Source organism: Bartonella sp. MM97QHHN (assembly GCF_042194285.1).
Lineage (GTDB): Bacteria > Pseudomonadota > Alphaproteobacteria > Rhizobiales > Rhizobiaceae > Bartonella.
The window spans coordinates 95,986-120,564 of the sequence record NZ_JBHIMS010000103.1 but is presented as its reverse complement, the minus strand read 5'-3'; the positions used below and the strand labels follow the sequence as shown (position 1 = coordinate 120,564).

General features: G+C 36.8%; 22 protein-coding genes. 5 read left to right on the top strand and 17 right to left on the bottom strand.

What is annotated here, in order from left to right; genetic code table 11:
* Positions 1-18: 18 nt before the first annotated feature.
* From ACFIJW_RS08545 to ACFIJW_RS08525, 5 genes are all read right to left on the bottom strand, one after another.
* A complete protein-coding gene (locus tag ACFIJW_RS08545) occupies positions 19-150 on the bottom strand; it encodes an outer membrane protein (RefSeq protein WP_375634029.1) in 132 nt (43 codons plus the stop codon).
* 84 nt (positions 151-234) lie between these two features.
* The gene (locus ACFIJW_RS08540) at positions 235-705 is read right to left on the bottom strand and encodes a porin (RefSeq protein ID WP_375634016.1); all 471 of its coding nucleotides are present in this window, start codon (positions 703-705) and stop codon (positions 235-237) included.
* A 493-nt stretch (positions 706-1,198) separates the two neighbouring features.
* On the bottom strand, positions 1,199-2,032 hold the full coding sequence (locus ACFIJW_RS08535; RefSeq protein WP_375634014.1) for a porin: 834 nt from the start codon (positions 2,030-2,032) through the stop codon (positions 1,199-1,201).
* Positions 2,033-2,366: 334 nt separating this feature from the next.
* Positions 2,367-3,200 (bottom strand): outer membrane protein, encoded by an 834-nt coding sequence (locus ACFIJW_RS08530; RefSeq protein ID WP_375618016.1) that lies wholly within the window; start codon positions 3,198-3,200, stop codon positions 2,367-2,369.
* 1,359 nt (positions 3,201-4,559) lie between these two features.
* Positions 4,560-4,940 carry a hypothetical protein gene (locus ACFIJW_RS08525; protein WP_375634013.1) on the bottom strand — a complete coding sequence of 127 codons (381 nt, stop codon included), beginning with the start codon at positions 4,938-4,940 and terminating at the stop codon, positions 4,560-4,562.
* 927 nt (positions 4,941-5,867) lie between these two features.
* Between ACFIJW_RS08525 and ACFIJW_RS08520 the strand changes: the two genes are divergently transcribed.
* Positions 5,868-5,996 (top strand): hypothetical protein, encoded by a 129-nt coding sequence (locus tag ACFIJW_RS08520; protein ID WP_375634011.1) that lies wholly within the window; start codon positions 5,868-5,870, stop codon positions 5,994-5,996.
* 72 nt (positions 5,997-6,068) lie between these two features.
* Here the strand turns inward: ACFIJW_RS08520 and ACFIJW_RS08515 are convergent, their stop codons facing one another.
* The 11 genes from ACFIJW_RS08515 to gshB form a co-directional block, all read right to left on the bottom strand.
* On the bottom strand, positions 6,069-6,689 hold the full coding sequence (locus ACFIJW_RS08515; RefSeq protein ID WP_375634010.1) for a ribonuclease D: 621 nt from the start codon (positions 6,687-6,689) through the stop codon (positions 6,069-6,071).
* Entirely contained in the window at positions 6,682-8,076 is a 1,395-nt protein-coding gene (locus ACFIJW_RS08510; RefSeq protein WP_375611787.1) for a M20/M25/M40 family metallo-hydrolase, read from the bottom strand. The genes ACFIJW_RS08515 and ACFIJW_RS08510 overlap by 8 nt, the downstream gene beginning before the upstream one ends.
* Positions 8,077-8,158: 82 nt before the next feature.
* Entirely contained in the window at positions 8,159-9,034 is an 876-nt protein-coding gene (gene mutM / locus ACFIJW_RS08505; protein ID WP_375634008.1) for a bifunctional DNA-formamidopyrimidine glycosylase/DNA-(apurinic or apyrimidinic site) lyase, read from the bottom strand.
* A 273-nt stretch (positions 9,035-9,307) separates the two neighbouring features.
* Positions 9,308-10,555, bottom strand: a complete 1,248-nt coding sequence (locus ACFIJW_RS08500; protein ID WP_375634007.1) for an aminopeptidase — start codon at positions 10,553-10,555, stop codon at positions 9,308-9,310.
* A 177-nt stretch (positions 10,556-10,732) separates the two neighbouring features.
* A complete protein-coding gene (locus ACFIJW_RS08495; RefSeq protein ID WP_375634006.1) occupies positions 10,733-11,566 on the bottom strand; it encodes a cell wall hydrolase in 834 nt (277 codons plus the stop codon).
* A gap of 550 nt (positions 11,567-12,116) precedes the next feature.
* Positions 12,117-12,839, bottom strand: coding sequence for a phosphate signaling complex protein PhoU (gene phoU, locus ACFIJW_RS08490; RefSeq protein ID WP_375634004.1), 723 nt, complete (start codon positions 12,837-12,839; stop codon positions 12,117-12,119).
* A gap of 21 nt (positions 12,840-12,860) precedes the next feature.
* Complete coding sequence (gene pstB / locus ACFIJW_RS08485; RefSeq protein ID WP_375611792.1) at positions 12,861-13,619, bottom strand: phosphate ABC transporter ATP-binding protein PstB; 759 nt, start codon at positions 13,617-13,619, stop codon at positions 12,861-12,863.
* Between the two features lie 51 nt (positions 13,620-13,670).
* Complete coding sequence (pstA, locus tag ACFIJW_RS08480) at positions 13,671-14,960, bottom strand: phosphate ABC transporter permease PstA (RefSeq protein ID WP_375634003.1); 1,290 nt, start codon at positions 14,958-14,960, stop codon at positions 13,671-13,673.
* Positions 14,957-16,417 (bottom strand): phosphate ABC transporter permease subunit PstC, encoded by a 1,461-nt coding sequence (gene pstC / locus ACFIJW_RS08475; RefSeq protein ID WP_375621207.1) that lies wholly within the window; start codon positions 16,415-16,417, stop codon positions 14,957-14,959. The genes pstA and pstC overlap by 4 nt, the downstream gene beginning before the upstream one ends.
* A gap of 75 nt (positions 16,418-16,492) precedes the next feature.
* Entirely contained in the window at positions 16,493-17,539 is a 1,047-nt protein-coding gene (locus ACFIJW_RS08470; RefSeq protein WP_375613323.1) for a substrate-binding domain-containing protein, read from the bottom strand.
* Between the two features lie 133 nt (positions 17,540-17,672).
* Positions 17,673-18,620 (bottom strand): glutathione synthase, encoded by a 948-nt coding sequence (gene gshB, locus ACFIJW_RS08465; RefSeq protein WP_375634001.1) that lies wholly within the window; start codon positions 18,618-18,620, stop codon positions 17,673-17,675.
* Between the two features lie 87 nt (positions 18,621-18,707).
* On the opposite strand from gshB, the gene ACFIJW_RS08460 reads away from it, so the two are divergent.
* The gene (locus tag ACFIJW_RS08460) at positions 18,708-19,502 is read left to right on the top strand and encodes a molybdopterin-synthase adenylyltransferase MoeB (RefSeq protein WP_375633999.1); all 795 of its coding nucleotides are present in this window, start codon (positions 18,708-18,710) and stop codon (positions 19,500-19,502) included.
* 919 nt (positions 19,503-20,421) lie between these two features.
* On the opposite strand, the gene ACFIJW_RS08455 is transcribed toward ACFIJW_RS08460, so the two are convergent.
* Positions 20,422-20,985 (bottom strand): c-type cytochrome, encoded by a 564-nt coding sequence (locus ACFIJW_RS08455; protein ID WP_375633997.1) that lies wholly within the window; start codon positions 20,983-20,985, stop codon positions 20,422-20,424.
* 104 nt (positions 20,986-21,089) lie between these two features.
* Here ACFIJW_RS08455 and ACFIJW_RS08450 point away from each other — a divergent pair, with 104 nt between their 5' ends.
* The 3 genes from ACFIJW_RS08450 to ACFIJW_RS08440 all read left to right on the top strand — a co-directional run bounded on the left by ACFIJW_RS08450 (position 21,090) and on the right by ACFIJW_RS08440 (position 23,627).
* The gene (locus ACFIJW_RS08450) at positions 21,090-21,821 is read left to right on the top strand and encodes a 3-deoxy-manno-octulosonate cytidylyltransferase (protein ID WP_375633996.1); all 732 of its coding nucleotides are present in this window, start codon (positions 21,090-21,092) and stop codon (positions 21,819-21,821) included.
* Positions 21,818-22,681, top strand: coding sequence for a prephenate dehydratase (locus ACFIJW_RS08445; RefSeq protein WP_375633995.1), 864 nt, complete (start codon positions 21,818-21,820; stop codon positions 22,679-22,681). Before ACFIJW_RS08450 ends, ACFIJW_RS08445 begins: the two co-directional genes overlap by 4 nt.
* A 538-nt stretch (positions 22,682-23,219) precedes the next feature.
* On the top strand, positions 23,220-23,627 hold the full coding sequence (locus ACFIJW_RS08440) for a hypothetical protein (protein ID WP_375633994.1): 408 nt from the start codon (positions 23,220-23,222) through the stop codon (positions 23,625-23,627).
* The last annotated feature ends 952 nt before the right edge of the window (positions 23,628-24,579 follow it).

The window sequence follows — 24,579 nt, the reverse complement described above, 5'->3', positions numbered from 1 at the left end:
ATTGCACTTTTGATGAAATTAGAACTTGTAAGCGATACTTATACGAAAGTCATTGCTTTTGTAGACTAGTTTAAGATAATCCTTTTTAAATTCCTTCTTAGCAAAGTCTAAGTAACGGTATTCCGCACGAAGCAGAATATGATCTGTCATCGCGAAATCTATACCACCACCAAGGATAAAACCCTCCATCGTTTTTGTTTTATCAAATACTGTAGCAGAAACTCTTTACTTGGCTTACCCATTTTCCCAACTTTTTTGTTCCTGAAACTTTACCAACACCTTGTATTTGCGCATAAGCAATACCACCAGCCACATAAGGCATAATGCTGTCAGCGACAGAAAAACCAACACGAACCCGTGTTGCACCAGACCATTTTCTTTGAAACCAATGCGATACACTGCTGTGTCACCCTTTTGAAACTTTTCATTTTCATCCAATGTGACACCAGCATCTTTAAATTTATCATTAAAATCATCAATCACAAGAATCTTTGAGACCGTCTTCGTCTCTCCTCGGTCTGCCCAGACTGCATCGGTTTCAACACCTAGAATGAGAACATTTCCAAGATCTACGTTGGAACCTAAATAAATACCACCGATGAAACCGGAAGGCATAGGTAGTGCATCTTTATCTAAAGTTTTTTCTTTTGTCTCAAAATCAAATACATAAACTTTGACTTGAAAAGTTGCCAACTTAACTACCAAGATAAAAACCTGTCTAAGAACACGAAAGAGCTGTGATAACTGTTGGAGCTGTTTTACGAGGAATGACAATATCAGCAGCTTGTGCCGCAGAAGCTGTAGTCATAGCGATAACAAAAGTTGTTACTAAAGATTTTATATTCGTAAACTTTGCTCCTCATTTATTTACGAGCACAGTATTATACGACTACAAAAAAAACGCTGTAGTAAAATGATACAATCATAGGAAACGAAAGCTGACGCAAGATAAAGTCATTTCATAACTTCACGTTTCATAAGAATTTTCATAAGAAATTGTAAGTTACAAGTATGTGTAAATTATTGATTTTATGGCATAATTGTTATCTGTCATTTATAAAAATCTTTTTAAGAAAATCTAAATAATATCTTTTACTCCCCTAATAAATATAGGGTATGTGATAATATAACAACAGAAAAGAATAGAGGCCCTGTCTTTGACAGAGCCTCTTGGAAGTTTATTTCGTTGTTTACGAAATTAGAATTTGTAAGCAACACCTACACGGAAATCATTGGTTTTGTAAGCGAATTTATCCCCGTCCTTTACAAATGCTTTTTTACCAAAGTCTGAGTAACGATATTCTGCACGCAATAGAACATTGTCTGTCATTGCAAAGTCAATACCACCACCTACAGTGAAGCCAACCATTGTTTTCGTTTCATCAAACACTTTAGCAGAAGCGATTTCGGCACCTTCAGCTGTCGCTGCCTTAAGAAAATCAACCACTTGCAGCTGCGTATAAGCAATACCACCAGCAACATAAGGCATAATGCGATCAACGGCTGCAAAACCAACACGAACGCGTGTTGCACCAGACCATTTTTCTTTTATAGAGGTGCCCTCTACACGTTTGTCAGTCGCCACGATACCAGCAATAGTTTTTCCTGTAGCAGGTGTAGCTTTAGCTTCTGTAAGCTCATCTTTGAAACTGTCAAGGCCTGCTTCCCCAATGACTGCTGAATGCGCTTTTGAATCTTCGCGGTCAGCCCAGACTGCATCGGTTTCAACACCTAGAATGAGGCCATTACCAAGATCTACGTTGGAACCTACATAAATACCACCCATGAAACCGGAAGGCTTAGGTGTCCAGTCTTTATCTGTAATTTTCTTTTTTGTTTCTGAATCAACTACATCAACTTTACCTGAAAAGTTACCAACTTGACCACCGATATAAAAGCCTGTCCAAGAAAATGAAGGGGCTGAGATAACTGCTGGGGCTGTTTCACGAGGGATGATAACATCAGCAGCTTGTGCTGCAGAAGCTGCTGCTATAGCGATAACAGAAGTTGTTACTAAAGATTTTATATTCATAAACTTTGCTCCTAATTTATTTATGAGCACAGTGCTACAAGATTACAGAAAGAAAAGCTGTAGTAAAAATGATACAGTCACAGAAAATGGAGGGCACATCCCAGACAAAATCGCTTCATAGCTTGATTTTGTACGAGAAACCTAAAGATATATATATATATAACTTATTGATTTTTAAATATAATTCTTGTTTATTGTCTATGATTTTTTTAAGAAAACCTGAATAATATCTTTTCATATCCACAATAAATTATGTATTGTGTGATAATATAGCAACAGAAAATAACAGAGGCGCTGTTAAAGACGGCGCCTCTGTTATTTAACTTATCATCTGTTAAAATTTGTAAGCAACACCAACTCGGAAATCATTGGTTTTGTAAGATGTCTCATATTTATCATTTGAGAATTTCTTTTTCCCAAAATCAGAGTAACGATATTCCGCACGGACAATAACGTTATTGGTCATTGCTAAATCAACACCAGCACCCAGAGTGTAACCAACAAGGGTCTTTGTTTCATCAGACAAGGTACCAGAAGCTATTACTTTGTCTGAATCTTTGCCTGTTATTGAAATCAATGCAGTATCTTGAAGCTGGGTATAAGCGATACCACCAGCAACATAAGGCATAATGCGTTCAGCTGCAAAACCAATACGTACACGTGTCGCACCAGCCCACTTTTCTTTAAAAGTGAAACTGTGGGTTCGTTTAGCACCAGGTTCAAGCGCATCTTTACCAATATTAATTCCAGATTCTGTTAATATCTTCTTAATATAATTTATGTGATTTGGAGCAATAACATATGTGTTTCCTGTCTTCGTATCATCTTTATTAGACCACATGATATCTGTATCAACACCTAGAATAAGGCCATTACCAAGATCAACGTTGGAACCTGCATAAAGACCACCCATGAAACCAGATAGTTTAGGCAAAAGGTCATCAGGTACTGGAATCTTTTTTCCATTACTGAGAATATCCATTTTCGTTTTACCCGAAAAACCACCAATCTGGCCCCCAACATAAAAACCTGTCCAAGAAAAAGTTGGAGCAACAATAACGGGAGCAACAGGTGTTGGACTTGGGGGAACAATAACATCTGCTGCTTGTGCTGCTGAAGCTGAAACAAAAGCGAAAGCAGAAGCTGTTATTAACCATTTCATATTCATATTTTCTCTCCATAGCTGAATATTTATTTGAACACACCATTTCATATAGAGCCCCATCTTCAGATATCTGTAGCAAAAATGATACACTTATAAAAAAAACAAAAAGCCAATCAAAGTACCCTTAATTGCTTGATCTGTAATAAATGAGAATAAAACTATGCCCATGCACAAATGATCTCTTTTTCTCACATTTGCTCTCCTTTATAAATTTTGTAAAAAAACTGCGTCACAATACCCTCCGTGTAAAGCGTGTGCTATTGGAATGAAAATACAATATATTGATTTATAATGAAAAAATATTTTTTATATTAATTCGTCTGCAATATTGAAGATGTTCTTATCTTAAGCCTTTTTATATTAAAGAAACCAAAACCATCCCCCTGCACCTCACAAACGAGCAAGTGTGTGAATAGCTCTTTGATTGTTTTTTCTTCATTGTAAAGAATGCTTATACCGCATAAAATAAGATCTCCACTACCCCATGGACTGCAACAAGATTACATGCAATTTCATTACACTTGCTCTTTGTTTTTAATTTAGGCATTTATGCCTTTTTGACATACTTACCATTTTTTTCTTCTCTCAACCTTATAGTAAATCTTTTCAGAGCTTCAGCCTTATTTGTAGGATATCATTTCATACTCCTTTACAAGACTAAATTGAAAAAAATGCCTAAAGACAGACAACCGGTATGATAAACATTAAAACTTATATAGAAATCTCCTTAAAGCTGAAAAAACGAGAAATCTTTCTTAAAGTTTTCACACCACACCTTGCTTTAAAAATCATGAATTTGGCAGAAAAAATATCTGATATTTTGAATCATAGACAAATGAATATTTTATAAACTGTAGTCGAAGCATACCATCAAAGATCAAAAGTTTAACATTTTTGTTGCTTCACTCGATTTTGATGAAGTATCCTCTCAGATCCTCTCTGCAAACAGCTTAGTTTCTTGTCAAGAGGATTTTTCTTAACTCCTTACTTATGTGATTCACTTAACTAAAGGCTCTCTGGACAAGCCCTACTCTAAAAACACTTATCAAGGAGTTTTATATGCGCTGTATAGTCACGCTTAAAATGACAGTATTTACAGTATAACAGCGTAACCCAAAATCGGGAGGTTATATTTATCCAAACCCATGAATTTTGTAACGAGCGATTGCCATTATACAGAGTATTCTTGCACCGAAATCCACCTCCCCATATCTTTTCCAAATAGTACTCTTCACCCCCTCCGTACACAATTATAATACCCTTTGCGAACAACTGCTCCTCCACTTTTCAAATGATAAAAAATATCTCCTCTCTTCAATTCCCGATCATACGTTAGACCTCTTGATGTTGTTTTCTTACTTTTTAATAACTCATTGGACTTCGTCTAAATAAATCTGGTCGTCTTCCTTTCCTTAATCCTTTTTTAGGCTTTTGAAATCTTTTTTTACCAGAATATGATACAGGTACTAACTCAGCTGCTGTTATGCATTGGTTGTTATGCGTGCAAGAAAGTTCCATTTGAACAACTTCAGAGAAGATCTTGCTCAACTGTTCACTAGAAAAAAGATCTCTAGGAGGAACAAGAGAAGGTATACCCTCTATTAACTTTTGAGAAGACAAGAAAGAAGCACCCTGAGCTACAGAGATTGAAGCAAACGTAGCAAAAGCCGTAATAAAATATTTTATGTTCATAAATTTAACCTCGTATAAATATCCATAATGGATTTTATCTAGTGTCTTCATTGCAAATTTCCAGAAAAAATAGCATGTTTATAGATAAAAAGTGAGAATCCTCAAAAAACAAGGCTTTGAAGCATTTTAATTTTAAAATAAATGCAAATTGCCCCACTTTACAAACATAGAAATCACTTGTTTGGCAATGCATAAAAGCACAAAATATCGTCTGGGGAGAATAAACTACACAAATGTCATATCAACATATTGATTTATAAATCCCCCCTATTGAATGAGCGCTCTCAGTATCATAAGATTATCTTATTTTAAATTCGCTCATTATACATTAAGCAAAATTATTCGCTTACATGTCATAAATGAGGTTGATATATGGATAAGACTCTTGAAAAAAGGAGTTTTATCTTATAAAGTCATTTAAACGAAAAAGTTAACATTTTAACTTGGTAAAAGCATATTCCTTGCTAACTTGTTTCTAGGTCACTTTCTAGGTGTCGTTCTTTGCATTGTTCAGTATAATCGTGGTTATCTTTATATATTAATCATATAATATATTGATTTATAATGATAATATAGCGTTATCCATATTAAATTAGAACTCCGAATACCATAAAACCCTTTCATTCCAAATCTTCCTCATGTTTAATCAACCAAAACCATTTGTTTGTACATTACAAGTGGGGAAGCCTATGTGGAGTGAAACTGTACAATAAAGGACTAAAAATGCCTTTTATGAAACGTCTCCAGTGCCAAGGGTTGTCGCAAAATTGGGTGTTGGCAAAATGTGTGATAGTAGCGGCTTGTTAACTCTATAAGCGTAAGATGGTAGTGTTCAATAGATTTTATATTGGTATTGGAGGCTTTATCGTTATATCTTTTATGAGCACCGCCGTAAAATGAACTTGGGTGTCGGTTTCTTTACAAAAAGTACATGAATTAGCAACACAAATATATTCCGTTTAGGGCGTTCTGTTTTACATGAAGAACGTAAATCCATTAAAAAAGCATGAGGCAATGCGTAATCTCTATTATTTAACAGACATCGCTTTAAATACTTTTGAAAGTCGTAAAGCAGAATTAAAAATGATGGTAAAGATGAGAGGATAAAATGCCCATAATGTACAAGCATTTTGTCCTCTCACATCAATAATTAACTCCATTTAAAAGCCAATTTTAAAGTTAGCTATGCGCAAAAATATCAACTTCCGCCCATCCTAAAAGATCAAGCCTAGCTCTCATAGGCAAAAATTGAAAGCATGCCTTGGCAACATTTTCTCGCTCTTCACGTCTTAAACGTTCTTCAAATATAACCTTTAAACGATGCAAATATAACACATCCGACGCAGCATATTCAATTTGTGCCTGTGATAACGTTTCTGCCGCCCAATCCGAAGATTGTTGCTGTTTAGAAATATTCACATTCAGCAATTCATTACAAATTTCTTTCAAGCCATGACGATCCGTATAAGTGCGCGTGAGTTTCGAAGCAATCTTTGTACAAAAAACAGCCTCTGGCATAACACCAAATGTATGTGCTAAAATAGCAAGATCAAAACGCCCAAAATGGAATATTTTTACGACTGCTTTATCTTCAAGAAGCTTGACCAAATTAGGTGCATTCTTTTGTCCTTTAGCAATCTGTATAATATCAGCAGTACCATCTCCAGAAGAAAGCTGAACAACGCATAAACGATCACGATGGGGTTGTAATCCTAAAGTTTCAGTATCAATCGCAACAGCATCAGTTTGATAATTATCTAAGTTTGGTAAATCACCTTGATGAACGCGAATCTCAGCCATTTACCCTCCTACTTGCTAAAGCAGCAAGAATACGCGCCCAAGACCGCTGCCCCTTATGAAACGATTTTAAATTATACTTTTCATTAGGAGAATGAATACGGTCATCAGCCAGTCCAAAACCAACCAAAAGAGTTTCCATACCAAGAATTGACCGAAAATCTGCTACAATTGGGATCGAGCCCCCCATGGCTGTCAAGACAGCAGGCACTTCCCACTCTTGTGATAAGGCATCCTTCGCCTCCTTGATAAAAGATGAATCATCAGAAATCTGAAGTGCCGGAGAAGAACCGTGATTCTTAAATTCAACCTTACAATCAGCAGGAATTGAGCTACGTACATAATCACGCAACGCTTGGCGTATTTTCTCTGGATCTTGCTTATGCACCAAACGACACGATACTTTTGCACTCGCTTGAGAAGCAATAACTGTTTTCATCCCTTCCCCTTCATAGCCGCCACTAATACCATTAATTTCCATGGTAGGACGTGCCCATACAAGCTCTAAAATGCTCCGCCCTTTTTCACCAGCTGGAACGGAAAGTCCTATAGGACCAAGAAAATTTTCAGCAGTACAATTAAGTGCATTCCATGATTGTAAAATCTGTGGAGGTGTTTCTTCTACGCCATCATAAAAACCAGGAAGTGTTGCCCTATTATTTTCATCGTGAAGTCCTGCTAAGATTTTCGTTAAAATACGAATGGGGTTAGCTGCTACTCCTCCAAAATAACCAGAATGCAAATCACGATTCGCTGCTGTGATAATAATCTCTTCTGCCATAATTCCCCGAAGAGAAAGAGCAATAGATGGTGTATCCGCATCCCACATTGACGTGTCACAAACTAATGCATAATCTGCCTTAAGTTCATCTGTATTTGCTTTTAAAAAAGGAATAAGGGAAGGAGAAGCACATTCTTCTTCTCCCTCAAATAAAACAGTAACTTTAATAGGAAGCTGCCCTGTTTCTTTCTTAAATGCACGACATGCTTCAATAAAAGTCATCAACTGACCTTTGTCATCTGAAGCTCCACGAGCACAAATAACTTTCTCTCCATCTCTCTCTTTTAAAGAAGGTGTAAATGGATCATCCTCCCATAAACTCAATGGATCAACAGGTTGAACATCATAATGTCCGTAAAACAACACATGCAAACAATCATCTGAAGGTCCTGGATGATGCCCAACAACCATTGGATGCCCCGGCGTATCACGGCGTGAAGCCTCAAAACCGATGCTTTTTAAATCCTCTACTAACCAATCAGCTGCTTTACGACATGCATCCTTGTAAGCCGAGTCTGTAGAAATCGATTGAAAACGTAAAAGAGAAAAAAGGCGTTCAAGGCTCTTCTCTATATTTCCATCAAGATGTGTTAGTACTTTATTCAGCATAAAAAAACCTTTCAAGCCTTGTGTAATTATATATAGATGCGATGACTTTAAGCCTCTTGTAAGATTTTGCAAGACACCTTATTCATTTTTGACATTGTGAGCAGTAAAAACTTGAACGTCCAGCCTGTAAAATGCGCATAATAGGCGCTCCACATTCCAAACATTGCTTGCCTTCTCGTCCATAAACTGAAAAAGTATGCTGAAAATAACCAAGCGAACCATCTATATGCATATAATCACGTAAAGAAGAGCCACCAGACAAAATGGCTTCAGAAATCACATTGCATATATTTTGTGCTAAAGAATCTGCAAATTCACGTGCACGTGCCGTTTTTGATGCCAATGTAAATGCACCACGTTGTGGAGACAAACGACTCCGCCAAAGTGCTTCGCAAACATAAATATTCCCAAGACCTGCAACAATAGACTGATCAAGTAAAACACCCTTGAGAGACATTTTTTTATTAACAAAAGCCTTTTGTAAATAACGACCAGAAAACGAATTACTCATAGGTTCAAGACCTAGCTTATTTAAAAGTGGATGTTCATAAAGCTTATCCGTATCGACTAAAAGCATAAACCCAAAGCGACGCACATCATTATAAATAAGACGATAAACGTCACCATTCTTTGTCTGAATCTCCATGACAAAATGATCATGTTTAACTAATTTACTTGACGCTAAACAAGCTTTTCTTAAAAAATCATTCTCTATACGCCATGAACCAGACATTCCTAAATGGCTTAAAATCGTTTCATCCTGAGAAAGATGAAATAATAAATATTTCGCACGCCGGCCAAGTTCTATAATTGTTCTGCCAATAAGGCGCTCAGAAAAAGCCTCAGGAAAAGGAAAGCGCAAATCTCTACGATTAAGTTTGACAGATACTATCTTTGCATCAGTTACAACGGACTCAAGTCCACGACGAACTGTCTCTACTTCAGGAAGCTCAGGCATTACTCTTCTTTAATAATTATACACTTTCCAATCGTATCTCTGATAAATTGACTTCTTCCCACCCCTCAAAGAACGAAGACTTCCTCTACATCTACTAAACAAATTCTTGATGAGTGGATTTTACTTGGATTCCTACTCATGTGAGTCATTTAACTAAAGGCTTTATGGACAAACCCTGCCTTGAATATATACCACACACTCTAAAATACTTAACGTATCAATGAGGCTTACATCCCACCCCACCTCAAATGACCGTGTTTTATGGTAACAAAATTAAGCCCATTCACCCTTACGAAATACAGGAACTCTTACACCATCTTGGGTAATGCCATCTATGTCAATTTCACCAGAACCAATCATCCAGTCAATATGAATGACACTTTTATTCCCACCACGTGCTGCAATCTCTTCTGACGTCAATGATGCCCCATCTAAAAAGCATTTGGAATAACACTGCCCTAAAGCAATATGACATGCAGCATTTTCATCAAATAAGGTATTATAAAAAAGGAGGCCACTCTTAGAAATTGGTGAAGAATGGGGCACAAGGGCAACTTCGCCCAACCGGCTTGCACCCTCATCACTTTGCAAAACCTGCTGTAAAACTTCTTGGCCTGTTGATGCACGAGCCTCAACAATACGCCCTGCTTCAAAACGTACTTCAATATTATCAACCAGAGTTCCTTGATAGGAAAGGGGCTTTGTTGAGCGAACGAAACCTTCAACCTTATGAGCATGAGGAGTCGTGAAAACTTCTTCTGTCGGAATATTCGGATTGCAAATAACACCATTTTGAGCAACGGATGCACCACCATGCCATTCATGATCATCTGCCAAACCAACAGTTAAATCAGTCCCTGGCCCTGTAAAGTGTAAGGCAGAAAAACGCTGCTCATTAAGCCAAGATGATCGTTTCTTTAAATTCTCGTTATGGACAGTCCACGCCTGCACCGGATCTTCTCCTGTAACACGTGAAGCAGAAAAAATTGCATCGGCTAATTTTTTAATCGCCTCATTAAGTGGTAAAGAAGGAAACATTGCCTCAGCCCATCCTGCTGTTGGATAAGCAACAATCGACCAATTCATAGCAAAATTTGATATTTGCTTGAGTGCCGGCTGGTAAGCTATTGAAGTGGCTTTATTTAAACGTGAAACCTTATCAAAATCCTGATTGGAAAGGAGCAAAGGATTATCACCAACAATCGCTAAACGCGCTGCCCCATTTTCAAAAGCCTTTGCCATTCCCTCATAAAGCCAAGAAGGGGCACAATCAAAACTAGTTGTATGGGCATTTTCAAACCGTGTAAGCGATAACATATCATCACTAAAAATTGGTGTAATGACACCAGCACCAACCTTATAAGCATGATATGCAATACGCCGAACAAAAGGTAACGCTGAAACTGGAGCAGTTAAAACAAGATCCTGCCCCTCTTGTAAATTCAACCCCACTTTCACTGTAATTTCTGCAAGACGATTAAGCATTTCAGGCGAAATTGTCTCATGAATATCAAAGTACATTACCAATACCCTTCTTTAAATAGAATGCGTTCTTTATGTCGTCATATTATAAATTGTTTTTCAGATCCTTTGAGTTCGCTTTCTCTACGTATATTTATGCGTATCATTATCGCTAAAATTCACTTAATTCATAAACCGCAATGGGTATATCATCCTTCTTTGGTCATGAAAAACTTACTAGTTCCTGTGTCGTTTTTCTAACATTGCAACAATTGCATTTAACTGATCAGATGAAGGTAAAGCCATAATCGTTTTATTTTCCTCTTTCCTAGCTAGATGTTGAGGTGCATAGGCAGGAATAGGAACTTTATCAAGCTGTACCATAGCAAAAGGAGCAGGATGTGCCGTCTTGGACTGTGCTACTTCTGTCAAAGGAGATGTACTTTTCTCTGCCTTTACTCCCCTACTCTCTAAGCCTTCATCTATAAAGCTTGGCGCATGACCAGAACGTTCTTGAGCAAAAGCATAAGCAACATCATAAGGGCGATTATTTGTAGGAACTTGAAGTTCTCCATCACGTGATCGTTTTTCATAAAAAGCATTTCCCCCTGCAACCTGAACATAATGCATGTTTTTATACGGAAAAGACAAACCAGCGGTATGAAAAAACTTAGCGTGTTTAACTTTCTTATCTCGTTCACCCCGTAAAACGGCATCAGCCGCCTCTCTTACACGAGCAACAGATGCTTTCTCCGTCATAGGACGCGTTAAAACACCAGGAGCAAATTGCCTATATTGACCAACAACACCACAAATCGTCTTAGGATAGGCGGTTGAATTAACACGATTCATAACAACCGTTCCAACGGCAATCATTCCTTCACGGCTTGTGCGATTTGATTCAAAATACATCGCTCGCATAAGACATTGACGCTCTGTCAATGGATATGTAACCGTTTTTGTCTTATTATTATCTACTTTTCCAGCATCTAAATAACTTGAAGCACATCCCACAACAACTAACGGCGCTACACAACAGGTAACAAAAACATTCCAACGATTTTTTTTCATCTTATGCAACACATTCCTATAATCTCTGAGATATTCAAGTCTTGAAATGAGCTTTAAATGTATCTCTCAATAAAGTACATAGCTAATTGTTACCACTCAGTAAAATTTTAATACAAGAGGTAATCAAAAAGTATCTATGCAAAATAAAAAATAAAAAACTATTAATTTGCGGATCGATATTGTTATTCTTCATGGCTCAATATAGGCTGCTATAATAACCCACACGTTTCAATTACAATAAAGTAACACTATCCACTTCTTCTACATACGAAAAAATAATACAGATATCCCCTTTAATATAAAATTTTAACAAAATGATCTGAAAGGAAATCCCCTAGAAAACTCCCCTCCTGCCACAATACGAGTGATGATATCATCCAATATACAAATATGTCAAACCAAGAGTTAACAATCTGCCATGCTTCTCTGAAAAAACTCTTTGTTGCTTCTTTGTGCTTTTCCATAGATGGTTATCTTATTCTTTCTATAGCTGCACTATAAGAGAATACTCATATATCTACAAACTGATTTTATATATATAAGAGAAATTTTAATCTATTTTCTTCTCACCTACCCCAACTTTATAAGTAAGGTCATCGCGAGGACGATCAGAGGACATATGGTAACCCGTTATGATATAATGCAGCATTTCAGCAATATTAGTAACATGATCACCAATTCGTTCAATATTTTTTAAACAAAACAGTAAGTGCGTACAAACCGTAATATTGCGCATATCTTCCATCATATACGTCAAAAGTTCACGAAAAAGAGAAGTATACAAAGCATCAATCTTCTCATCACGCTCACGCACCGCGTCAACACGCTCTAATAGGCGACTCGTATAAGCATTTAAGACTTCTTTTAATTGATTGAGTGCTAAAGCTGTAATTGTTTCAAGCCCATGATAAACAGAAGCAGATTGACGTATTTCTGAAAGTGCAACAGTCCTTTTAGCAATGTTTTTTGCCATATCCCCAATCCGTTCAAGATCAGAAGAAATACGAATGGCTCCAATAATTTCACGCAAATCGACAGCCATCGGTTGGCGTTTGCAAATAATAGCAACCGCTTTTTCATCAATGTCACGTTCTGCTTCATCTAAAAACACATCATCGGCAATCACTGTCGTTGCAAGTTGAAGATCACTACACACAACCGATGCGACAGAACGTTCAATCATCCTTTCTGCATGGCTCCCCATTTCTGTAATCCTTACTCTTAAATATTTTAGTTCTGCATCATAAGAACGGACAGTATGTTTCATAGACATATCTTACACTCCTCAATTCACCTATCCAAAACGCCCCGTAATATAATCTTGCGTCCGTTGCTCTTTTGGTGAGGTAAAGATCATTTCAGTCGCACCAACTTCTACCAAATGCCCTAAATGAAACATAGCCGTATATTGAGAAACACGTGCGGCCTGTTGCATGGAATGCGTTACGATAACAATTGTATAATTTTGCCGTAACGCATCGATAAGCTCTTCAATCCGTGCTGTCGCAATGGGATCAAGAGCTGAACATGGCTCATCCATCAAAATAACTTCAGGACTAACCGCAATAGCACGTGCAATACACAAACGCTGTTGTTGTCCCCCTGATAAACTTGTTCCAAGATCATGAAGGCGGTCTTTTACTTCTTCAAACAAACCTGCCTGCCTCAAACTCTTTTCAACGACATCATGCAATTCAGAGCGTGTTTTAACTAAACCATGAATGCGTGGACCATACGCAACATTCTCAAATATAGATTTTGGAAAAGGGCTGGGCTTTTGAAAAACCATTCCAACACGAGCGCGCAATTCTACAACATCAATCCGTGTGTCATAAATATTCTCCCCATCTAAGGTAATAAGACCAGTTGTTTTAGCGCCTTCAATTGTATCATTCATACGGTTAAAACAACGCAAAAAAGTTGACTTTCCGCATCCTGATGGACCAATCAAAGCAGTTACTTGATGTTCAGGAATATCAAGTGTAATACCGTGGAGTGCTTCTTTATCTCCGTAAGAAACCTTCACATCCTGACCGCGCATTTTAATCTTCATTACAAAAATTCACCTTACAAAAATCTTATCAAAGCTGTTGTTTTATTAAAATTACTGGCGGCGTTCAAATCGTCGACGTAAAAAAACCGCAGAAATATTCATGATCGCAAGAAAAATCATCAATACAATAATAGCACCTGATGTCTTTTCAACAAAAGCACGCTCTGCTTCACCCGCCCACATAAAAATTTGAACAGGCAAAGCCGTTGCTGGATCCATGGGGGTCGTAGGAATATTAACAACAAAAGCAACCATTCCAATCAAAAGCAAAGGAGCTGTTTCACCCAAAGCCTGAGCGACTCCAATAATTGTGCCTGTCAAAATGCCAGGCGCAGCTAAAGGAACAACATGATGAAAAATCATTTGTGTTTTTGATGCTCCCAACCCCAAAGCTGCTGCACGAATAGAGAGAGGAACAGCACGCAGAGCAGAACGTGTTGCAATAATGATCGTGGGAAGAGTCATGAGCGCTAAAACAAGACCACCAACAAAAGAGGCTGAACGTGGTAATCCTAAAAAATTAACAAAAAAAGAGAGTCCTAAAAGACCAAACACAATTGAAGGAACAGCTGCAAGATTATTGATATTAACCTCTATAAAATCTGTAAATTTATTTTTGCGTGCATATTCTTCTAAATAAAGAGCCGTTGCTATACCTATTGGAAGTGAAACTAATAAAACGATGCCTATCATATAAAGAGAACCAATGATCGCAACACCTAATCCCGCAGTCTCAGGACGACTTGAAGCGCCAAATGTAAAAAAACCAATATTAAATGTTTTATAAAGCGTACCATCATGCGCTAAACGCTTTATCCATTCTATTTGTCGATTAGAAACTTTACGGTTTTTTTCTGCTACACGCAAATCAATCTGTCCCTTATAAGCAGAATCAATATCCGCAGATGCCAAAACTTTAACTTTTTGCATTGTGCCAATCAGTTTTGGATTTTTTGTCACCATTTCACGCAGTTGAACACGGACACCATTCGAAAACATACGGTTAACGTCTCGAAGAGAGGCTCGATCATTTTGATTGATATTAAGTTTCTTTGCTAAAGCATTGCGTACAAGAAGTGGATAATTCGCCGTCATGAGCACTTGTGGTTTTGTTTTACGTTGACCACTTGGATCAATGATCTTTTCATCCAAATAAATCGACAATGTCATTTCACTTTGAAAAAAAGCTGTATAACCCTGACTAATGATAGACCATAAAAGCGCAAATAAAAAAAACAAACCAATAAAAATGGCAATCAAACCATAGGCACGAAAACGACGTTCAGCCCAATACCGACGCTTGAGACTAATATTGCGACGAGGAAAAAAATCTTCATTCATTCATATTGTTCCCGATATTTACGCACAATATAAAGAGCCAGAATATTCATCAAAAGTGTCATAACAAAGAGCGTCATCCCTAAGGCAAAAGCCACCAGAGTTTGTGGAGAATTAAACTCAAAATCACCGGTCAATTGATTAACAATCTTAACAGTCATCGTAGTCATTGCTTCGAAAGGATTGAGTGTTAAGTTTGCTGCAACACCTGCCGCCAAAACCACAATCATTGTTTCTCCAATTGCACGCGATGCCGTCAACAAAATGGCCCCCATAATCCCTGGAAGCGCTGCTGGTATAACAACTTTTTTAATTGTTTCAGATTGCGTTGCGCCTAAACCATAAGAACCTTCACGTAAAATGCGTGGAACAGCCGTAATAACATCATCCGATAAAGAGGAAACAAAAGGTATCAACATAATTCCCATCACAACTCCAGCAGTCAAAACACTTTGTGCCATAATAAAACTAACCCCGTCTGAGAGAGAAGCAGAGAGATCTCGTAAAAATGGTCCCACAACCTTCAAAGCAAAAAAGCCATAAACAATCGTTGGAATGCCAGCAAGAACTTCTAACAATGGCTTCACAATTGCTCGCAATCGCGCAGAAGCATACTCCGCCATATAAAGAGCTGAAAATAGTCCTATAGGTACAGCAAAAAGCATGGCAACAAATGCAATATAAAGCGTACCAGCAAGAAGCGGTATTAAACCAAATTGTCCTACTTCATCGCTGGAACCGCTCGCGGAAAAACGCGGATCCCAAACTGTTCCTAAAAAGAAATTTGAAAAGGATACAGACTGAAAAAAGCTTACTGTCTGAAAAAGCATAGAAAGCGCAATGGCTATTGTTGTCAAGACTGCAACAATAGATGCACAAATCAATCCAATAATAATAAAAGATTCAACCTTATTACGGGCACGTTGATGAGGCGCAATTTGCATCATTCCACAGATAAAACCAAAGGACGCAATAGCAAAAAGAAAAACATAACCTATAAACTTAAGCTTTTCAGAAGAAAATACCCACGACTGTGCTATTTTGAACACATCATCCGATGCTTCATCGGATAAAATCAATCCCTTCGCGAGTAATTGTGCCTGCACTTCCTTATAGGAAGCGCTAGAAAGATTCCCCTCAAAGCGATGAATCTTTTTGACGAGACTTCGAAGTGTCTCCCAAAGTAGATCGTGATTTACAGGCTCTGTTACATGCGCACTATACGCCTCAAGCTCTCGAGAGGCATTATATTCTAAATAAATTGTACTCCCAGCATCCCAAACAATTAAAAAAATAAAAGCTGGAATAACAGTAATCAAAAATGTCCACCAGCCATAATAATACGCACGAGAATGCATTTTATGTTGTCTGTATTCAAGAATGCGTGCTCGCATATAAGAAATACAAAAACCACAAAATCCAAAAGTCAATAATAACAAAATAATAAAGGAAATGCGCATTTTATCTTTCAGTTTTTATAAAAAAATAGCATCCAAATTCCCTATCCCAGAAATCCAACAAATTTTCCCTGCAAATTATTTCAATGTCATTACTCGACCAGCAGAAAAATCAGAACGCTGTGCTTGACGCTCCTTTTCAGGAGAAACAATCAAACCATATTCAGCCAAAGGACCCTCTGGACCAATCATTTGATCAGAAAGAAAAAAGTCAACATACTCTCGCAAACCTGAAATAATACCTAAATGTGCTTTCTTAATATAGAAAAAAAGCGGACGAGAAACCGGATATTGTCCACTAGAAATCGTCTCAACTGTTGGCGCAAAACCGTTAATATCGGCAACCTTTAGTTTATCAGCATTATTTTGATAAAAAGACAAACCAAAAATACCAACCCCTGTTTTATTAGAAGTTAGACGCGCAAATGTTTCAGAATAATCACCATCAATATCAACCGCTTTTCCATCCTTACGTACCGCAATACAAGCAGTGTGTATCTCCTTATCATCCATTCCTAAAGACTTCATCACCTCAACTGCCCCACTCTCTTTACACCCCTTAGTAAGTAATTTTTCCTCAAAAACTTCACGTGTCCCATGCTTCTCCCCAGGAATATACGCTGCTATCGTCCAATCAGGAAGAGCACTATTAACTGCACTCCATTTCAAAACATTATTCGGTTGCAACTTTCCGTCTATAATAATTCGAGCAGCAAGGGCTTTATAAACATCTACTGGCTGTAATTTCCAATCAGGTCCCTTAATATCAGTTGCAAAAACAATGCCATCATACCCAATACGTATTTCCTCAACATCTTTTACACCAGCATCAAAACAAGACTGTAATTCACTCGGTTTCATTGCTCGCGAAGCATTAACAATATCAACAGTGTTCTCCCCAATACCACGGCAGAATTCCTTAATACCAGCTCCTGTTCCTCCCGATTCGATAACAGGAACCTTAAAATGGGGATAAATTTCTCCAAATGTTTCAGCAACAATCTTTTGATAAGGTAAAACTGTAGATGAACCAGTAATCTGTATTTGATCGCGCGCATTGCCTCCATTTGCTGACAGCAGTAGCGCAAAAATCAATCCCACTCCAATTGATAATACTTTGTTCATCTATAAACTCCCTAAAAATTGAAAACAAAACCTCTTAATTTATATTATACGGTCATTCTAGTTCACATTTGCAACATAACAAATATAAAAAACAACATGGATCATTTTTTTAAAACCATGTTTTTGTCCTCTGTCAAATAAATTCATTTGAACGCTTGAACTCAATAACATCCCAAAACAAATGAGCAACATCCGTACCGCAGAAGCGTTTAATTTCACGAATTCCCGTAGGAGACGTCACATTAATTTCTGTTATATAATCTCCAATCACATCAATCCCCACAAAAAGAAGACCGCGTTCCTTTAAGGCTGGACCAATGCGTTCACAAATTTCATAATCACGTTTTGTTAACTCCACATTTTCCGCGCGACCTCCAACATGCATATTAGAGCGCACATCTGTTTCTGTCGGAATTCGATTAATAGCTCCAACAGGTGTACCATCAAGCAAAATAATCCTTTTATCTCCTTTTCGTACTGCCTCTAAATAGCGCTGAACAATAAAAGGTTCGTGATAAATTTCTGCAAATATTTCCAACAATGATGCTAAATTGCGATCATCTTGTTTTAAATAAAAAATACCAGCGCCCCCATTTCCATAAAGTGGTTTAACAATAATATCGCCAAATGTCTCTCTAAAAGCTGTTATTTCTTCAATATCTTTGGTAATTAATGTTTCTGGCATCAGATCAGAAAATTCAGTAACAAAAATTTTTTCTGGACTGTTGCGTACCCATGCCGGATCATTCACAACGAGTGTTTTAGGATGAATACGTTCTAACAAATGAGTTGTTGTGATATAATTGAGATTAAAAGGTGGATCTTGGCGTAAAAGAACCACATCCATATCTGTTAATTCCGTACGAACAGGCTTTTCTAATCGATAGTGGCTTCCCTCTTTATCATGTACAATCAATGGCTCTAGTCGTGCAATCACACAACCATCGTATAGAGATAAACGATCTGGTGTATAATGGAAGAGAGAGTGTCCACGTTCTTGGGCTGCTAAAGCGAGTGCAAATGTCGTATCTCCTTGAATCCGAACTGTTGAAATATGATCCATCTGAATGGCAATTTTCATAAATAAATCCTCTCTATCCTAAAAGCAGACTGGTCTATGCATCATAAACTTAGTAAACAATAAAAGAACTATGACAAGAGAAAATTTATGACACAAGAAACAGATATAAAATTAAACAACAAAGAAATCGAACGCTATGCACGCCACATCATTTTGCCTGAAATTGGTGGTGCAGGGCAACAAAAGCTAAAAAAAGCACGCGTTCTTGTTGTAGGCGCTGGTGGTCTTGGTGCTCCTGTCTTAACCTATTTGGCTGCCGCAGGTGTTGGAACTCTTGGAATTGTCGATAACGACATCGTTTCACTTTCCAATTTACAACGCCAAGTTATTCATAAAACAAATGCAATCAACAAAAGCAAAACAGACAGTGCTGAAACTACTATAAAAGCAATAAATCCCCATGTTGTAGTTGAAAAACACACCCTACGCTTAGATAACAGTAATGTGGATAAACTGCTCAATGCTTACCACATCATTGTTGATGGAAGTGATAATTTTACGACACGCTATCTTCTTGCTGATCACGCTGCCCAATGTAAAAAACCTTTAATAAGTGGTGCTGTAGAACGTTTTAATGGCTCATTAACCGTCCTTATGCCATATAAAGACAATAATCCTCACTATCGCGATTTATTCCCCACCTCTCCAGCTCACGGGACTATCCCAACATGCGCTGAAGCTGGAATTATCGGTGTTTTACCCGGTGTTATTGGGACCCTACAAGCAATGGAAGTTATTAAAATGATCACAAACATCGGAGAGCCATTAGTAGGAAAGATTCTTCTCTATAATGGATTATTAGCACAATTTAATATTATTACTTATAAACGCTCAAATTATAAAGAAAATGCCATAGTTATTAAGAAGCTTGGAGAATCTTGATGATGTTCTCTCTTCCACTAACTTTTAGCACTCTCGCAATATGTATTGAAATACTAATATTTTATCGTAAGTCATCGAAACATTGTAACCAATGAAACCTATTAAATTTATCACAAATATGGAAAACCTTTTGTGAAAAAATAATTCTCTATAATGGATTATCATCATAATTTCATGTCATCGTCTATAAATAGACAGAGACTCGTGCAAACTTAGCTCCCATCAGTATTCTTGTGTAAAAAAATTTTCAACGTAGATAAAAATACAATCAACGGAACTCTATTCAACTATTTTACTAGTCACACATAAAAATTGTTTCACATGAAAGTGCTCACTTCAAACCATAACCTATAAATAATCTAAGTCATATTTTAGTGATCGGTACTATAAAAGGTCAATGATCTGTCCACACACTTCTAACCTTAAGAGAAAACGTCTATTCATCAAGCATCATAAAATGCAGCTTAGGATTATTGCACGTATAAGAACAATCAATTGTCTCAGTTCATAAGAAAAATACATGGGAATTGATGTAAAAGTACATGGGGATTTGTATATAGAAGGATTGAGATAAACCTCATGGAGAGCTTTAATTACATAATTATTGCATTCAGAAGCAGAAAGCTGCGGCTCATAAATTGATAATCCTTCAGCAATAATTTCACAGACAAGTATATGTAGAAAAAGTGAAGCACACAAATCTTGAAAACCAATCCACAGATGACAGCGTAAAGAGTGCATTTTTATAAAAGATCTCTTTAAAATAAGCGAGTAAATATGCAATGTTAAATGTGTTCTGTTTTGCGTGAGGGGCGTTCCCCCCTAACAAAACATCAATAAGAGCTCTTTTTATAAAACTGTGAAACTAAAATTACAAAAAAATCAGACTTCTTTCTAAAATTAACATCTATGGTATAAGTTAATTTGGCTCGTTCGCTTTATTATTATCCATTGGTAAAGGAACAGGATGATCGGATAAACTGCGTAAATAAAGCAAAAGATCGGCACGATCTTGGTCATTTTTAATTCCACGAAAAGACATAATGGTCCCAGGAAAAGCTTCACGCGGAGAACGCAGATAACGATCTAACGTTACAAAATCCCATTTTTGATCAGAGTGCGCACGCAATGCCCGTGAATAAGCAAAACCTGCTGCTGATGCCAAAGGGCGGTCAACAATCTCCCAGAGAACTGGACCAACACGCCCTGCTTCATTGCGTCCAGAAGTATGGCATATGGCACATTGGCGAAAAATTTTACGGCCATTTTCAAAATTGCCTTGTTGAAGTCGGCTATTTAGTGATAGGGAAACATCAGGTGCTTTTTGTTTTTCTTGAAATATATCATTCTTGGCAACTGTATGATGATATTGGACTGATGTAGGATGATCGTAAACTATATTGCTGAGTGTGAAAATCCCCACAATAGCAACCAGCACACATAAACAAGCACAAATAAAATAGATAACTTTCCAGCGATTCATAAAAACTCAAATGTTCACGATTTTATTACCATTTTTAGTTTAAGCTTTTTCTTTATAACACACAACATCATAAATGCATCACAGATGACATTGGGAATCTTACAATGGCTCTTGAACCAATTATTCTTATTCCTGCCCGTATGGGCTCAACCCGTCTACCTCAAAAAGCTCTCGCTGAAATTGGCGGAAAGCCAATGATTGTTCATGTCGCAGAACAAGCAAAAAAAGCCGCATTAGGTCGAACCATCGTTGCAACAGATCATAATGATATCGCTAAAGCTGTTGCAGATTATGGGCATGAATATATCATAACACGAGGTGATCATAAGTCTGGATCTGATCGTATTTATGAAGCTTTAGTACGCATTGATCCTGAACAACGCTACAACGCCATTTTAAATATACAAGGTGACCTACCAACAATCATGCCTCGTGAAATCATTCGTGCACTACGCCCTTTAGAAAATAGCTTTACTGATATTGCAACCTTGGGTGCTCAAATCATTGAAGAAAATGAAACAAGAGATCCCAATGTTGTCAAGATCATTGGGACACCGCTTTCTCAAAATCGCCTTCGTGCTCTTTACTTTACGCGCGCCAAAGCACCTTATGGAGAGGGTCCTCTTTATCACCATATTGGAATATACGCCTATAGGCGCGAAGCACTTGAGAAATTTGTATCATTCAAACCCTCACCACTTGAGAAACGTGAAAAACTTGAACAATTACGTGCATTAGAAAACAATATGCGTATTGATGTGGAAATAGTCGATACAATTCCCTTAGGTGTAGATACACAACATGATCTCGATAGAGTTTGTGAGATTTTAGCATGAAAATACTTAAAAAAACTAATAAAATTTCTTTCCAAGGAGAATACGGCGCTAATTCCCATATTGCTTGCTCCAATATGTTCCCCAATATGGATTCTGTTCCCTCTGCTACTTTCGAAGACGCCCTTAATTTAGTGGAAAGCGGGAAAGCTGATCTTGCTATGATCCCTATTGAAAATACCCTTGCGGGACGCGTTGCAGACATTCATCATCTTTTACCGCAGTCATCTCTTTATATTATTGATGAATATTTTTTACCTATCCATTTTCAACTCATGGTTTTGCCCGGCGTTACACATGACGAAATTAAAACCGTCCACAGCCATACGCATGCCCTTGCACAATGCCGAAAAATCATACGAAACAACGGTTGGAAACCTGTTGTTTCTGCTGACACCGCTGGAGCTGCAAAATTTATTAAAAAAAATGCTAAACGTTCACAGGCTGCCTTAGCACCTTTAATCGCAGCAGAACTCTATGGACTTGATATTCTTGAAAGAGATGTTGAAGATAACCCTCATAATATTACCCGTTTTGTCATCCTTTCACGCTCCAAACGGCATGTCCCCAAACCTCAAAATGGCGAAAAAATCATCACCAGTCTTCTTTTTCGAGTGCGCAATGTCCCCGCTGCTCTCTATAAAGCTATGGGAGGATTTGCAACGAATGGTATCAATATGACAAAATTAGAAAGCTATCAAATTGGTGGAAATTTCAATGCAACACAATTCTTTGTTGATATTGAAGGACATCCTGAAGACCCGATGATGAAACTTGCCTTAGAAGAATTATCTTTCTTTTCTGCAGAACTGCGTATTATCGGTACTTATCCAGCACAAAACGATCGAACATCGTATATATAAAAGCAATTAAGCTGCCATCATTTTTATTGATATCAAAAAACATCATAAAAATTTCATAATGTAACCCATCTTGAAAGGGCTCGTTTTTTTCTACTCAACACCCTTCATAAACACTGAAGAAGAAAAAACAGCTCGTAATAGAATATATAAATTATTTTCATAATATTTTCTCACAAATTATATCATGATAAACCGCAATTCAACTCGTATAAAAACCAGTGTAAAAAAACACAGTAACCAAAAATAAAAACGCTTGTACCATCTATTTCCCTTTGATATATTCAAAGAGAGCCTCTTGAGAAAAGTCATTTCCTCTGACAATATTCCAATAAAGATAACGAACTTCTAAATTAGCTCTCAAAACAATTCAAATTATTATACATAATAGGGCATTCGAATCTCTTAGATTAATATCATTCTAAACATGGTTTAAAACTAGAAAATGCAACTTAGCCCTGATTTTAGCGTTAAGTTTGAACTTGTATCTTTATAAAAACTGATTTATGATTCACCTCACTTTAGAAAAAAGGAGAGGATAATGAAAAAAGTCTTCACGCGAGGATTATTAGCCGCAAATATTCTCGCCTACTCTAGTGTTGCATTTGCTGGCTTTGGTGAAAAAAAATGGAATTTTGCGCGGGATGAAAGTGTTGTGATCACACCATCCTATACATTCCAGCAAGGAGTTGAATACTCTTGTAATATCTTTAAACCAAAGAAAGTATCCTTTACTTTATCATACTCTGCCCCTTCTGATTTAAACAAATTGAGAATTTTTGTTGATGATGAAAAGAAAATAACCCATGATAAAGAAAAGAAAATCTTTACCCTAAAAAATATAAAATCTCTTCATATAAGTTTTCCTTGGTCAGGACATTATATTTTTAAAAATATTACGAACAAAAAAGTTGTTGGAACAGATTGTGACACAGGAGGTTATGATTAACAATATTTCTATAACATCTAAATTTGAGTACAGTTATTCTTTTTTTCAGGTGTTTTTTTCAAAATAGGGCATAATGAGCCATTAAAACTAATCGCTGAAAAGGTTATTTTTATACTAATATGGCAAACCTTAAGCTGCTTATAAGGTTAGATATTAAAGAACTTTTGCGAAAAATAGAAGACTAGACTTAAATTGTTCTGTATTTTCTACTATCAGAGCTATTTTTTTAATAAGAATATAACTTCTATCTTCGCAACTTCTTTATTTTAAGTACTATAAAGCACACCGTACCCAAATCACTTAGATAACCAGAAAAGTAGAATTTGCATCTACAGATGCATTCCTCACTGCACTTTAAGTCATACTCATTCAGCTTTTTATAAAAATTTATCTCGCTTTTCCCTCCTTATTAAAGAATATAATTATTTGAAACTATAAAATGTCGCTTATATCGAATAAGAACCATTTTTATGCTTATAAAATCAGTACCCCCTTATTTCTATAGCGTTTAATGTTGCATCTTCTCTTGCTGAGTACAATCCCTTAAAAATATATGAAATCTTTTCTCAAATAATGGAAATTCATATATTGATCCATTTTGTGATGAACATCAATGTTTTTTAATTAAAAGAACAAGCACGCAAAAAAAGAGCGATAACATTTACTTAGTATTTATATTCATATATGTTAAAAGCAAAAATATTACATATTTGATATTCTCATTCACCATAGAAATGAAGTGGTTCTCTTGTACGATATTTAAGATATTGACTTATCATTATAAGAGTTCGATTTTTTATAATGAATTACAACCACGAATAAAGTAAGATTCTCTCATCTTAAATCTCATATTGAAATCAATTAAATTTGTTTCCTTGAAAGTTACAAATGGAAGTGATGTGTGAGTAAAAACGATTAAAAAAGGAATAAAAATGCTTCTTATAAAGCCTCT

Excerpts from the sequence above, each read along its gene's own strand:
- ACFIJW_RS08545 (WP_375634029.1), bottom strand. The coding sequence starts at position 150 with ATGACAGATCATATTCTGCTTCGTGCGGAATACCGTTACTTAGACTTT.
- ACFIJW_RS08535 (WP_375634014.1), bottom strand. The coding sequence starts at position 2,032 with ATGAATATAAAATCTTTAGTAACAACTTCTGTTATCGCTATAGCAGCA.
- ACFIJW_RS08530 (WP_375618016.1), bottom strand. The coding sequence starts at position 3,200 with ATGAATATGAAATGGTTAATAACAGCTTCTGCTTTCGCTTTTGTTTCA.
- ACFIJW_RS08525 (WP_375634013.1), bottom strand. The coding sequence starts at position 4,940 with ATGAAGACACTAGATAAAATCCATTATGGATATTTATACGAGGTTAAA.
- ACFIJW_RS08520 (WP_375634011.1), top strand. The coding sequence starts at position 5,868 with ATGAAGAACGTAAATCCATTAAAAAAGCATGAGGCAATGCGTAATCTC.
- ACFIJW_RS08515 (WP_375634010.1), bottom strand. The coding sequence starts at position 6,689 with ATGGCTGAGATTCGCGTTCATCAAGGTGATTTACCAAACTTAGATAAT.
- ACFIJW_RS08510 (WP_375611787.1), bottom strand. The coding sequence starts at position 8,076 with ATGCTGAATAAAGTACTAACACATCTTGATGGAAATATAGAGAAGAGC.
- mutM (WP_375634008.1), bottom strand. The coding sequence starts at position 9,034 with ATGCCTGAGCTTCCTGAAGTAGAGACAGTTCGTCGTGGACTTGAGTCC.
- ACFIJW_RS08500 (WP_375634007.1), bottom strand. The coding sequence starts at position 10,555 with ATGTACTTTGATATTCATGAGACAATTTCGCCTGAAATGCTTAATCGT.
- ACFIJW_RS08495 (WP_375634006.1), bottom strand. The coding sequence starts at position 11,566 with ATGAAAAAAAATCGTTGGAATGTTTTTGTTACCTGTTGTGTAGCGCCG.
- phoU (WP_375634004.1), bottom strand. The coding sequence starts at position 12,839 with ATGTCTATGAAACATACTGTCCGTTCTTATGATGCAGAACTAAAATAT.
- pstB (WP_375611792.1), bottom strand. The coding sequence starts at position 13,619 with ATGAAGATTAAAATGCGCGGTCAGGATGTGAAGGTTTCTTACGGAGAT.
- pstA (WP_375634003.1), bottom strand. The coding sequence starts at position 14,960 with ATGAATGAAGATTTTTTTCCTCGTCGCAATATTAGTCTCAAGCGTCGG.
- pstC (WP_375621207.1), bottom strand. The coding sequence starts at position 16,417 with ATGCGCATTTCCTTTATTATTTTGTTATTATTGACTTTTGGATTTTGT.
- ACFIJW_RS08470 (WP_375613323.1), bottom strand. The coding sequence starts at position 17,539 with ATGAACAAAGTATTATCAATTGGAGTGGGATTGATTTTTGCGCTACTG.
- gshB (WP_375634001.1), bottom strand. The coding sequence starts at position 18,620 with ATGAAAATTGCCATTCAGATGGATCATATTTCAACAGTTCGGATTCAA.
- ACFIJW_RS08460 (WP_375633999.1), top strand. The coding sequence starts at position 18,708 with ATGACACAAGAAACAGATATAAAATTAAACAACAAAGAAATCGAACGC.
- ACFIJW_RS08455 (WP_375633997.1), bottom strand. The coding sequence starts at position 20,985 with ATGAATCGCTGGAAAGTTATCTATTTTATTTGTGCTTGTTTATGTGTG.
- ACFIJW_RS08450 (WP_375633996.1), top strand. The coding sequence starts at position 21,090 with ATGGCTCTTGAACCAATTATTCTTATTCCTGCCCGTATGGGCTCAACC.
- ACFIJW_RS08445 (WP_375633995.1), top strand. The coding sequence starts at position 21,818 with ATGAAAATACTTAAAAAAACTAATAAAATTTCTTTCCAAGGAGAATAC.
- ACFIJW_RS08440 (WP_375633994.1), top strand. The coding sequence starts at position 23,220 with ATGAAAAAAGTCTTCACGCGAGGATTATTAGCCGCAAATATTCTCGCC.